The organism is Neobacillus sp. BP17, assembly GCF_059579525.1.
The window spans coordinates 911,532-923,474 of the sequence record NZ_CM184198.1 but is presented as its reverse complement, the minus strand read 5'-3'; the positions used below and the strand labels follow the sequence as shown (position 1 = coordinate 923,474).

The following is an 11,943-nucleotide window of genomic DNA, read 5'->3' as shown; positions in this document are numbered from 1 at the left end:
CCTGACACCCAATATAACCCAATTAGAATGGTTTTAAGATCATCAAGCTGATGATGATTAAAAAGATGATATTTTCCAGGTTTTCAAATTGGAAGAGTATTTTTGATAAACGCCAATATTCCGCTGGGATTTCTTCGCCTTTATGAGATTCTAAAAGTGCTTTTACTGGTTTTGACCTAGGTGATAGGACAAGCGGACCAATGGCAAGGGCTGCCAAAAAAAGAATCAGACTTGTTACATACCACCCCATCTTAAATAGGCTTGGGTTAAGGAGCCCCATACTTAACCCTGTAATTAATAAAAGCGTGCCGCCAATCATAACAAAAATGTGCAACTTATGTCTAATCTTATAGGAATGTCTTAATTCGGTCATGTTTTTTCCAGATTTAACCACGGTTGTTAATATGAATCCCGGCCCCATCCCTAGGATGGCTGAAAAAATATGTATGAAAACAAGGATTTTATAGATAGTAATCAATTGCTGCCAACCTCCATTCACTCCATCCCCATTTTATCATATTCTTAATTAATATATTAAAGTGAAATATAGTAGTTTTTGTGGCTCCTTTTGAATAAACAAATTTTTAAAGTTAACCCTATTTACAAAAAGAATATATAAAGGAGCTTTTCTGTGAAACAACCTTATGAAATTTTTAATATGATTGTTGATGAAGAGGCATACGATCAAGAAGAAGTAACCGCTGATTTTACCTACCAGGAGCAAGATTATAGTATTACTTTTAGAAAAGGAGACCTTGAAGTTGTGAATGCTTGGGTCTTTAAGAACGGAGTGTCATTGCCGGCTAATTTATCCGAGAATATCATCGAATCAATTAGAGCAGATGTGAAGAATAGAATTTAGTTTATTGATGAAAAAGTATAACAAACACGTAAGGCCATCAGAAATCTCTCTGATGACCTTTTCTTGTGCACCCAGTTTTGATGAGATAGGACATCATCCAGTTTCTTGATTACTTGTTAATTGAGTAAGTACCTTTTGATAGGCGGCTGCTTCTTGAATCATCCCTTTTGATTGATACATCTTACTGATTTTCCGTACAGGAGCAGGATTTTGCGGATCGAGTTCCATTTCCCAAAAGAAACAATCGATCGCTTGATCAAATTGTTTGAACTCCGCATAATAATCACCTAATTCCATCATCCGATCAGGATTCTCTAATAATTCAACCATTTCACTTATCTTTTTTATCACTTCCAGTCCCGGGATTACCATTTGTATAGGGCTGAGTTGTTCAAACACGGTTTTAAGGTCATGCTCTTTAAGGAGGAATTCAGCACATTGGAACACCTTTTGTTCAAAGCGCCTAGTTTTTTCTGAATGTGGCAAGTGCTGCAACAATTTAATAAATTCATCAAAATGTTCTATGACAAATGTCGGGTCAGAATGATCCCAAATTATTAGGAGATTGGCATTGAAGGAGGCTGGCAGGTCATCGATAAATCTGAATAAGCATAGGGCAGTTTTCTCATAATTACCAGCTTGAAGCATTTTTTTGATGACAGATTCTGAATCAGGAAGCACTCGAAAGGCATTGATATTCAGTTGTGCCAAAATCAGCATCCATTCTTCCATCGTCACAAAGCGTAAGGCTCTGCCTGTATACTTCTCGATCGATTTAGTCTCTATAAGTTTCTCTGTATTTTCTAACCATAGCAATAACTCAACTAAACCGTCTTGTTTATTCACTATTTCTTCTAAACATTTTTGTTCTTCTGGATTGGTTCGATTTTTGAAGCAATTCAATTCTACATATAGGGGGTCCTTGGATAGGATTGCAGGTAAACTTGAGGAATGGTAAAAATGGTGGTATGAACTAAATTCTTGGGCGGTCAAACGTTCTTGTGCTGATTTGAATTTCGGTGCGAAATCAGCTAACATCTGAAGGATTTGAAAGGATTTTAGAAATTTACCGTTTCTTCTAAAGTGGAAGAAAACCTTATCAATAGCCTTGATTAGTTGCTCTTTTTCGAAAAAAGAGTCAAGTGTGGTTAGAATATAGACCATTTCCTGTGGTGAGTAATCGAGTTGAAGTCGAGAAAAAAGGTTACTTTTATTGGGAATAGTTACGGTTTCTTCGGGGATTAATGCACGTAAGATTGGATGCGGAAATTCAATAGTAATACCTTCTTGAGTCGCTTTATATATAAATGTTCCTTTCTCGACTTGGTCGAGCTTTCCACCAAAAATAAGGGCATTATTATAGTAAATAAGATAATATCTTTCTTGATCTACCGTACTAAGTTCGATTACCTTACTCCTTGCATATACGGCGGCCCTTATTACATTTCCTTTTACCATATGTTTTTTATTTTTTATCGAAATTTCGGTTGGCATTATTTGATTGTTATCCATTCTGCATCTGCCCCCTATCGTAATATACAGCTATTAAAAATTTTACCTTCATGACTTTATTATATCATAAACGCAAAAAGAGGTCCTTTAACCGGGACCTCCCTTTTTAGCCTCCTAATCATTCGGGTTAATAATTGCCAATACCTGATGATCTTCCCATTTTCCGTTTATCTTCACATTTTTCACAGCTAATCCTTCTTTATGGAAACCGGATTTCTCTAATACACGAATGGAACCAATATTGTGCGGCATGACGCCGGCCTCTATCCTGTGTAATTCCAATTCCTTAAATGCATAATCCACCAGCAATTTAACCGCCTCTGTTGTAAAGCCTCGCCCATTATGCTTTTCATCTAAAAAATATCCGATAAACGCACTATGAAGTGAGCCTCTAAGAACGTGAAATAAATTTATCGTTCCAATTAAGCAGCCCTCATTTGTAAAAATTCCAAATACATAGCTCTGATCCATGCTGCACTCTTCTTGATACGTCTGGATTCGCTTCAGCTGCGCCTCAACTGTATAGAAGTCCTCACTGCGTTCCATCGAAAATTTTTCAAAAAAGTGACGATTGTCTTTATTTAATTGAAGGAGTGGCACGGCATCTTCTTTAGAGAACGGTCTAATATAGATATTATCACCTTTAAAGACAGACTTTTCATCTACTGCTCTCAAATGCAATACCATATGTTCATCATTATAATCGATTCCATTAACTTTGAAGGCATTTTCCTCGAATCCATATACTTGAAAACCTAATTTACGATAAAGTTGTTTTGCTTTATCATTGCTTGCCATCACAGATAAATTTATTTTTTCAATCGCTGGAATCGATTTGGCTTTATTTATGGCCTCAGTCATTAATGCTTTCCCCACACCCATACCTTGCTTCTTAGGGGTAACATACATCGCAAAAATATTGGCCCGATGCTGAATTTTTTCAGCATTCTCATGCAATAAAGTGACAACTCCAATTAGATTCTTTTGTTCAAATGCACCAAATGTATAATTCCCTTCAGCATTAAAGTTACGGACAACTTGGTCAATCGGATTTTCTCTTTTTAAAGCATCTTCGTAACTCGTTAAGAACGCTTCCGGATTCTGCTTTAGTGCTTCCAACCTTAGCGCCCAATAGCCTTCTGCATCAGAAGCAGTTAGTAATTTAAACTCCATAATAATCCCCTCCGCAAATCTAACAGCCAAGAACTCGACCACATCCTGGCTCAGTACTTTTCTGTTGAAATTTAACAAATAGTGCTTAATAAAATTCTACATAAGTTATTATCTAAAAAGAAATGATAAGAGCAAAAACAAAGAAGGTTATATCATGAAAAAAGTTTTAATTAGTTTATTTATTTCTATCCTCTGCTTCTCCGGAAGTATAAGTCCACTGACAGCCATAAATAGAGTATCTGCGCAACAAAAACCGATTCCTCCATATGCAAAGTGGGGTACATTGGCGTTGAAGGAAACCCATAAAAAGTATCCGCAAGCCAAGATCATTGATTATCTTCACATTGGAAGAACAAGCGGACCGCAAACCTCCACCGAAAAGTTTAAGCTTTGGTTAAAAGATAAGAATAAAGAATTCGGTGTCTTCGTTAATATAGAATTTAATAAAGTGACGGAAAAAGTCATCAAGGTAACTTTTCAGGAAACCTCGAGATAGTCCTTTTTCAAAAAAAATGATGGCCCTGGTCGCCAATGATACAATTATTCTTAGCAAACTGATAATTAACATGAAGAATATTTATATTGTGATTCAAAAACATGCCAGACGTTGGGTCGTATATCCAAGGCCTGGCAGCATAATACAAATACTTTTATTCAGTTCCTCATGATGAATCAATGAATACGGAATGCTTGAAAATTCATTCCTAACGACTAGTCCTTCTTTCAATTGATACAATCCTCTTCACCTCGTTGATATCTCCAAAAACTCCTCACTTAAAAATCCGCTTAAATGACCTCCTTAAATTCATTTATAAAAAATTCGAGAAGATGACTCAACTTACCTTCCTACATTTAGAATTTATGGCTGGACGGGGGTGTACCTAAAACGACTCGTAAGACAAGATACTACAGGAATTTGGACGGTTGTTGGGTTTGACCGGGCTAATCATTAATATTGAATCAAGAACAGAAAACCACTAAGAGTGCTCATTTCCTCTTAGTGGTTTTTTACTTGTTGGCACAAATTGCATAGATTCCAATTCTTAGGAACAAACTAAATTAACCAGTTAATCGGAGTGAATGTTATGCATAACTCATATTGGTATTATGCTTTACTTGTTCTAAGCATCAGTTTATTTAGTTTTATACTATTCAAAAAAAGAAACACTCAATCACTATACTTATTATTAACAAATATAGGTGGGGCTTTTCTGATTGAGACTGTCATCTATAATTTCTTAGCCTGTTACAATTATAATCCGAATTTTATCAAGGCTAATGAATTCTATGACAACAATTTGGGCGCGTTTGTTTCAAATGCCTTTGCTTTACCGGTTGTGGCCACCTTAATTGCTGTTTTTCATTTAAATTGGATATGGATTATTTTTTTCTCTGGATTATTTGTAGGAATTGAGTGGTTGTTTTTAAAGCTACATATTTACTCCCATAATTGGTGGAGATTAGCCTATACAGGACTGGGGCTCCCATTCTATTTTGCTGCGGCCAAGATTTATTATCATTGGATTTTGCGTCCTTCCAAGGGATTCCAACATTATTGGATCCTTTATTTAATAACTGGCGCGCTCTCTGCAAGCGCACATGTTTTGCCCATCATTTTTTTCTCGAATCGAATATACTCCCCTGGTTGGTTTGAAAATTCTGGTCGTGATTCCATTGCTTTGGGTGCCATTTTCTATCTATGTGACAGTTTGTATTATTGTCTAATGACGAAACTTAACTTAAACAGGAATTGGATTAAATATATTATCACTGGTTTCCTTATGTATGTCGTGAATCTAATGCTCATTAATACTGGAATTCTTTGTAGCCTCGTCTGGTGGGACATGCCCTATTATGTCACTTTATCGATTCTTCTCCTGCTGCTAACAGGTATTATTGATAAAAGATTGTCTAAACTGACATACTTACGGTAGCCAAGGGCACTTTTGGGCTACCGTTTCCCACCCCATTCATAAGGTCCAAATTCCCTGCTGAGAATATCTGGATCTTCAATCATGAAAAATACTCATTTTTAATTTCCTCCTAAAAAAAGAATTGCCAATATCTTCATCTATCCTAACCTTACCTTTTCTTCATGAGCCTTTATTTATTAGACCTTTTTGACATTATTTTTATTATATTCGTTAAGAATAATAATGCACCTTTCATCGATTCCCATTTGAGTATAAAAAAAGCGCTTGCATTTTTTCAAATTCGACCTATAATACTTGTATACAAGTGTACTCGTATTCAATAAAGAAGGTGTAGCGATGATAGAATCAAAGGATTTATTATATCCGACCAAATGGCTCACGAAAGCTTCAGTCGGAGATCGGGTAACATATGAGCTAAGGATGCAGATTATTTCTGGTCTAATTGAAAGCGGCACCATCCTATCAGAAAATAAATTAGCCGCTGATTTTAATGTGAGTCGATCACCGATTCGCGAAGCATTAAAAACCCTTGCTTCTGAAAATTTAATCCGTTTAGAGCGAATGGGTGCGGTTGTCATTGGATTAACCAGCAAAGAAATAGTTGAAATTTATGATGTCCGATTACTGATTGAATCGTTTGTATATGAACGTCTTGTAAAATTAGACACTACATCATTAGTTAAGGAACTGAGTAAAATACTCGAGATGATGAAAATAGCCATCAAATATCACGATGCAGATGAGTTTGCCTATCAAGATGTCCTATTCCACGAAACAATTATTCGGGCAATCAATCATTCTTACATCACGATGATCTGGAATAATGCCAAACCAGTAATGGAGGCTTTCATCCTTTTATCGATGCGGTCCCGGTTCAAGGAAAAATACGAAGACTTTCCGCGCATTGTGGAAAATCATCAATTATATATTGATGCGATTGATGCAAAAAATAGAGACCTCATGATTCTATCCTTACATCAAAATTTCGATGATGTTCAAGGAAAAGTAGAAGACCTGTGGCGGTCTCAACAAATGCTTTCTAAAGGAGTCGAGCAAGAATAATGACAAACTATATGTTGGGGTTAGACATCGGCACGACTAGCACAAAAGCCGTTTTATTTAGTGAAAAAGGTGAAGTCATCCAACAAGAGAATATTGGTTACCCACTCTATACACCTGATATTTCAACAGCTGAGCAGGACCCAGAAGAGATTTTTGCGGCTGTAGTAAAAGCGATTTCAAATATTATGAAGCATCACCCACAAAAAGAAATTTCCTTTATTTCTTTTAGCAGCGCCATGCATAGTCTCATTGCTATAGATGAAAATGATCAACCGCTGACACCGTGCATCACATGGGCAGATAATCGCAGTGAGGCCTGGAGCCATAAAATAAAAGAGGAATTAAATGGACATGAGGTCTACAAACGGACAGGAACGCCGATTCACCCGATGTCGCCATTAAGCAAAATTACTTGGATTGTGAATGATCGTCCAGAAATAGCTAAAAAAGCGAAAAAATATATCGGGATAAAGGAATATATCTTTAAAAAGTTTTTTGACCAATACGTTGTCGATCATTCACTAGCTTCAGCCATGTGCATGATGGATCTGAAAAAACTAGATTGGGACCAGGAAGCATTAAAAATCGCTGGAATTTCACGTGAACAGTTATCTAGGCTTGTCTCAACAACTGAGATTTTTACCAACTGTGACCCTGAATTAGCACACCAAATGGGGATAGATCCTCAAACACCTTTTGTGATTGGTGCCAGTGATGGAGTCCTTTCCAACCTTGGGGTTAATGCGATTCGAAAGGGTGAGATTGCGGTCACTATAGGGACAAGCGGTGCAATTCGGACTATTATTGATCAGCCGCATACCGATGAGAAGGGTCGCATTTTTTGCTACGCATTAACGGAAAAACATTGGGTTATTGGCGGACCTGTAAATAATGGCGGGATGATCTTCCGCTGGATTCGGGATGAATTTGCCGCTTCTGAGGTAGAAACCGCAAAAAGACTAGGCATTGATCCATATGAAGTACTAACAAAAATCGCAGAAGGTGTAAGGCCGGGAGCAGATGGATTGATATTCCATCCATATCTAGCAGGTGAACGGGCTCCATTATGGAATCCTGATGTACGCGGATCTTTTTTCGGCTTAACGATGGCGCACAAGAAAGAACATATGATTCGAGCTGCCCTTGAGGGAGTTATTTACAATTTATATACAGTATTTCTAGCATTAATTGAATGCATGGAAGGTTCTGTGACACGAATCCAAGCAACAGGAGGGTTTGCGAGGTCAGAGGTTTGGCGTCAAATGATGTCCGATATTTTCGACCTCGAAGTAGTTGTTCCAGAAAGCTACGAAAGTTCATGTCTGGGTGCTTGTATCTTAGGTTTATATGCTACGGGAAAAATCGATTCGTTTGATGTTGTTTCTGAAATGGTTGGAAGTACACACAAACATACGCCTAAAGAAGAGGCAGCAAGAGAGTATAGAGAATTACTGCCAATCTTTATAAACTTATCGAGGGTTTTAGAAGAAGATTATACACGAATTGCAAATTATCAAAGAGGATTAATTAATAGAAATAAATAAATTTTGGGGGAATTTTCATGCCATTAATTATAGTTGCAATTGGGATAATAGCATTACTGATTTTAATCATGGGCTTTAAATTAAACACCTTTGTTTCACTTATCATTGTCTCATTCGGTGTGGCCATTGCACTTGGAATGAAATTAGATGAAATCATCGCAACAATTGAAGCTGGGCTAGGCGGAACACTTGGACATATAGCACTCATTTTCGGGCTTGGTGCAATGCTTGGTAAATTAGTTGCAGATTCAGGAGGAGCGCAGCGGATTGCGATGACTCTTGTTAATAAATTTGGTGAAAAGAATATTCAGTGGGCTGTAGTGGTCGCATCATTCATTATCGGAATTGCTTTATTCTTTGAAGTAGGATTAGTTTTATTAATTCCAATCGTATTTGCGATTTCTAAACAATTAAAGGTTTCTATTCTATTTCTTGGTATTCCAATGGCAGCAGCTTTATCTGTAACACACGGATTTTTACCTCCACATCCTGGACCAACAACCATCGCAGGTGAATATGGTGCAGATATTGGGGAAGTATTACTTTACGGCTTTATTATTTCCATTCCAACTGTCTTTATTGCTGGACCTTTGTTTACAAAGATAGCGAAAAGATTGGTTCCTGCATCCTTTACAAGAACTGGAGATATCGCCTCTTTAGGTGAGCAAAAAACATTCAAAATGGAAGACACACCTGGATTTGGAATCAGTGTATTTACTGCAATGCTTCCTGTAATTCTAATGTCGATCGCTACAATTATTACTTTGCTTCAAAAAACAATGGGATTTGCAGATAACACTTTACTTGCCATTATCCGTTTTGTCGGCGGTGCATCTCCTGCCATGGTGATCTCGTTATTGTTTGCTATTTATACAATGGGGTTAGCAAGAAATATTCCTATTAAAACAGTGATGGATTCTTGTTCAACAGCCATCTCACATATTGGGATGATGCTATTAATTATCGGTGGCGGCGGTGCCTTCAAACAAGTATTAATTAATGGTCATGTAGGAGACTATGTAGCTGAATTATTTAAAGGTACTTCATTATCACCAATTATTCTAGCATGGATCATCGCAGCTATTTTACGTATTGCCTTAGGATCTGCCACAGTTGCTGCTTTAACCACTGCTGGGTTAGTGATTCCAATGTTAGGTCAAACAGACGTGAACCTTGCCTTAGTCGTCCTAGCCACTGGAGCGGGTAGTTTAATTGCCTCGCACGTTAACGATGCCGGTTTCTGGATGTTTAAAGAGTATTTTGGTTTAACCATGAAAGAAACATTTGCAACCTGGACATTACTTGAGACAATCATTTCCGTTTGTGGTTTAGGTTTTATTTTAATACTAAGTTTATTTGTTTAAGATAAAGCCAATAGTGGGGGATTTATGTTCCCCACTATTGGCAGTTTAAAGGAGAAGAAAGTGAAATGGACAATACAATTGGAGTTATTGGATTAGGTGTAATGGGCAGCAATATTGCCTTAAATATGGCAAACAAAGGTGAAAAAGTAGCGGTCTATAATTACACGAGGGATCTCACAGATAAACTTTTACATAGAATTGACGGTGAAACGATCGCCCCGTATTACGACGTACAAAGTTTTGTTCAATCCTTGGAAACCCCTAGGAAAATCTTCCTTATGGTGACCGCTGGGGCAGCCATCGATTCAGTGATTTCATCGTTAGTTCCTTTTCTTGAGCCTGGGGACATTATTATGGACGGCGGGAACTCCCATTATGAAGATACGGCCAGAAGATATGAGGATCTGAAGTCAAAAGAAATTGAGTATTTAGGGATTGGCATTTCTGGTGGAGAGGTTGGCGCTTTATATGGTCCTTCGATTATGCCTGGCGGGGAGAAAGATGCTTATGAAAAAGTAGCGCCCATCCTCACCAAAATAGCTGCCCAAGTGGATGGTACCCCATGTTGTACATATATTGGTCCAAAAGGTGCAGGGCATTTTGTGAAAATGGTCCACAATGGCATCGAATATGCTGATATGCAATTGATCGCTGAAGCCTATACCTTTTTAAGGGAAAGATTACAATTATCTGTGAATGAAATTGCCGATATCTTTGAAAAATGGAATCAGGGTGAACTGAAAAGCTACCTCATTGAAATCACAGCCGAAATTTTAAAGAAGAAGGATGAAAAAACAGGCCTGCCATTGATTGATGTCATTCTTGATAAAGTAGGGCAAAAAGGGACGGGTAAATGGACAAGTATGCAAGCTATCGATAATGGGATTCCCTTATCCATCATTACGGAGTCATTATTCTCCCGTTATGTATCATCTTTAAAGGAAGAACGTGTTTTTGCAGAAGAAATTTTAGCTGGACCGGAAGTGGCACTGTCAATAGAAGATAAAGATTTGTGGATTGAGCATATTAGACAGGCTTTATATATGGGTAAAGTTTGTGCCTATGCGCAAGGGTTTACACAATATAAAATGACTTCTGACCTCTATGACTGGAACTTACCATTAGAGGAAATTGCACTTATTTTCCGCGGCGGGTGCATCATTCGTGCTGAGTTCTTAAACGTAATAAGTGAAGCCTATCAAACACAAGCAAATTTGAAGAATTTATTAATTGCTCCTTTTTTCGCTGAAAAAGTAAAAGAGTATCAATCAGGTTTAAGGAAAATCGTATGTGAGGGAATTAATTCTGGAATCCCCTTTCCTTGCTTAAGTGCTTCCCTTTCATATTTGGATAGTTATCGAAGAGGCCATTCCAATGCCAGCCTTTTACAGGCTCAACGGGATTATTTCGGTGCCCATACTTATGAGCGAATCGATATGGATGGTGTTTTTCACACTGACTGGAACTAATCTTTAATCAATCACAAAGTCCTATACTCGTTATTGAGTATAGGACTTTGTTCTATTTTTAGATAGAGTGTGAATAGAATGAAACGAAAGGATTATGGAAAGAAAAACCAACTAATTATGGGAGGGATTTTATGTCAACATCAAGAATACTGAAATGGGTTTCAGGTGGGCTTGAAGCATTACTAGGAATTCCTGTACTTGGAGGTACGATCGTTATCAGTCTTGTATGGACCCCTCTAGCAATTATGTTAATATTACATATTGTTACGTTGGTGATTACCAAAAAAGAGGGCAGCGGGTCCATTACAGGTAGTGTCCTTGGAATCATAACTTCATGTATAGGCTGGATTCCGTTTGTAGGAATGGTTATGCATATTATCTCTGCAGTTATTCTAATGGTTGATGCGGCTAAGGCAGAAGGCAATCAAGCAGGAAGCTAATCTTCCTGCTTGATCGCCTCACGATTTATTTAGCTCAATCGTCAGTTGTTTAATAGCTTCCATCACTTCTTGGAGATTTTCATCATGATTCATTTCATTTCTAGCATGGAGCAAAACAGGCCGCACCGATTCAACAGACCGGCCAAATTGGTACATCCACTCATAGCGCGGGACCATCCAGATGTGGAAATGGTGGGTGGTATCTTCATTATAAAAATAATACACATGCTCTATCCCAAGGACTTCTCTTTGGGCTTTTCTAATTTTCGTAAGAATATTTATGTAATCTGTCTTTTCGGCCTCCGTTAATTCATCTAGGCATGTAATATGCCGTTTGGAGGCGACGATTATTAAACCCTTAATCGGGTAGGCGACATCTTGATGGGCATGGAAATATTCTGTTTCATACACGACCCCTCCGTCAGGGACGATTAAACCACTTGTTAAGGCGCAGCTTAAACATTCCACCTCGACTGTATGTCCATTGGATAAGGTAATTTTTCTCAAATCTACTCCCCCAGTAAAAATCAGATACGAATACTAACAGTAATCTTATCTGATTTTTACTGATTAAACTATACTA

At 37.7% G+C, this 11,943-nt stretch carries 13 protein-coding genes and 1 pseudogene; 8 read left to right on the top strand and 6 right to left on the bottom strand.

All coding sequences use genetic code 11. The features are described from left to right. Nucleotides 1–22: 22 nt before the first annotated feature. The gene (locus AC4QJR_RS04405) at nt 23–478 is read right to left on the bottom strand and encodes a DUF2269 family protein (RefSeq protein WP_098575860.1); all 456 of its coding nucleotides are present in this window, start codon (nt 476–478) and stop codon (nt 23–25) included. Between the two features lie 153 nt (nt 479–631). Between AC4QJR_RS04405 and AC4QJR_RS04400 the strand changes: the two genes are divergently transcribed. Further along, nucleotides 632–862: a hypothetical protein gene (locus AC4QJR_RS04400; protein WP_251461003.1), complete on the top strand. Its 231-nt coding sequence runs from the start codon at nt 632–634 to the stop codon at nt 860–862. Nucleotides 863–955: 93 nt separating this feature from the next. Here AC4QJR_RS04400 and AC4QJR_RS04395 read toward each other — a convergent pair whose 3' ends face one another. The 3 genes and pseudogenes from AC4QJR_RS04395 to AC4QJR_RS04385 form a co-directional block, all read right to left on the bottom strand. After that, nucleotides 956–2,374, bottom strand: coding sequence for a tetratricopeptide repeat protein (locus AC4QJR_RS04395; RefSeq protein ID WP_496525430.1), 1,419 nt, complete (start codon nt 2,372–2,374; stop codon nt 956–958). A gap of 114 nt (nt 2,375–2,488) precedes the next feature. Then, the gene (locus AC4QJR_RS04390; RefSeq protein ID WP_496526618.1) at nt 2,489–3,061 is read right to left on the bottom strand and encodes a GNAT family N-acetyltransferase; all 573 of its coding nucleotides are present in this window, start codon (nt 3,059–3,061) and stop codon (nt 2,489–2,491) included. 9 nt (nt 3,062–3,070) lie between these two features. Next, nucleotides 3,071–3,547 (bottom strand): annotated as a pseudogene (locus tag AC4QJR_RS04385) (GNAT family N-acetyltransferase); the annotation flags it as partial. A gap of 154 nt (nt 3,548–3,701) precedes the next feature. Between AC4QJR_RS04385 and AC4QJR_RS04380 the strand changes: the two are divergent. Continuing rightward, complete coding sequence (locus tag AC4QJR_RS04380; protein ID WP_496525429.1) at nt 3,702–4,043, top strand: YqzG/YhdC family protein; 342 nt, start codon at nt 3,702–3,704, stop codon at nt 4,041–4,043. 93 nt (nt 4,044–4,136) lie between these two features. Here the strand turns inward: AC4QJR_RS04380 and AC4QJR_RS04375 are convergent, their stop codons facing one another. Continuing rightward, the gene (locus AC4QJR_RS04375; protein ID WP_496525428.1) at nt 4,137–4,283 is read right to left on the bottom strand and encodes a hypothetical protein; all 147 of its coding nucleotides are present in this window, start codon (nt 4,281–4,283) and stop codon (nt 4,137–4,139) included. Nucleotides 4,284–4,632: 349 nt separating this feature from the next. On the opposite strand from AC4QJR_RS04375, the gene AC4QJR_RS04370 reads away from it, so the two are divergent. The 6 genes from AC4QJR_RS04370 to AC4QJR_RS04345 all read left to right on the top strand — a co-directional run bounded on the left by AC4QJR_RS04370 (nt 4,633) and on the right by AC4QJR_RS04345 (nt 11,360). Continuing rightward, entirely contained in the window at nt 4,633–5,481 is an 849-nt protein-coding gene (locus AC4QJR_RS04370; RefSeq protein ID WP_496525427.1) for a hypothetical protein, read from the top strand. A gap of 336 nt (nt 5,482–5,817) precedes the next feature. Further along, entirely contained in the window at nt 5,818–6,543 is a 726-nt protein-coding gene (locus tag AC4QJR_RS04365; RefSeq protein ID WP_496525426.1) for a GntR family transcriptional regulator, read from the top strand. Further along, nucleotides 6,543–8,087, top strand: coding sequence for a gluconokinase (gene gntK, locus AC4QJR_RS04360; protein ID WP_496525425.1), 1,545 nt, complete (start codon nt 6,543–6,545; stop codon nt 8,085–8,087). The genes AC4QJR_RS04365 and gntK overlap by 1 nt, the downstream gene beginning before the upstream one ends. Before the next feature lie 17 nt (nt 8,088–8,104). Continuing rightward, a complete protein-coding gene (locus AC4QJR_RS04355; RefSeq protein WP_375376275.1) occupies nt 8,105–9,451 on the top strand; it encodes a GntP family permease in 1,347 nt (448 codons plus the stop codon). Nucleotides 9,452–9,516: 65 nt separating this feature from the next. Beyond that, on the top strand, nt 9,517–10,920 hold the full coding sequence (gene gnd, locus AC4QJR_RS04350; protein WP_496525424.1) for a decarboxylating NADP(+)-dependent phosphogluconate dehydrogenase: 1,404 nt from the start codon (nt 9,517–9,519) through the stop codon (nt 10,918–10,920). A gap of 131 nt (nt 10,921–11,051) precedes the next feature. Next, nucleotides 11,052–11,360, top strand: a complete 309-nt coding sequence (locus AC4QJR_RS04345) for a hypothetical protein (protein WP_375376277.1) — start codon at nt 11,052–11,054, stop codon at nt 11,358–11,360. 18 nt (nt 11,361–11,378) lie between these two features. On the opposite strand, the gene AC4QJR_RS04340 is transcribed toward AC4QJR_RS04345, so the two are convergent. After that, complete coding sequence (locus AC4QJR_RS04340) at nt 11,379–11,867, bottom strand: HIT family protein (protein ID WP_496525423.1); 489 nt, start codon at nt 11,865–11,867, stop codon at nt 11,379–11,381. Nucleotides 11,868–11,943 lie beyond the last annotated feature (76 nt).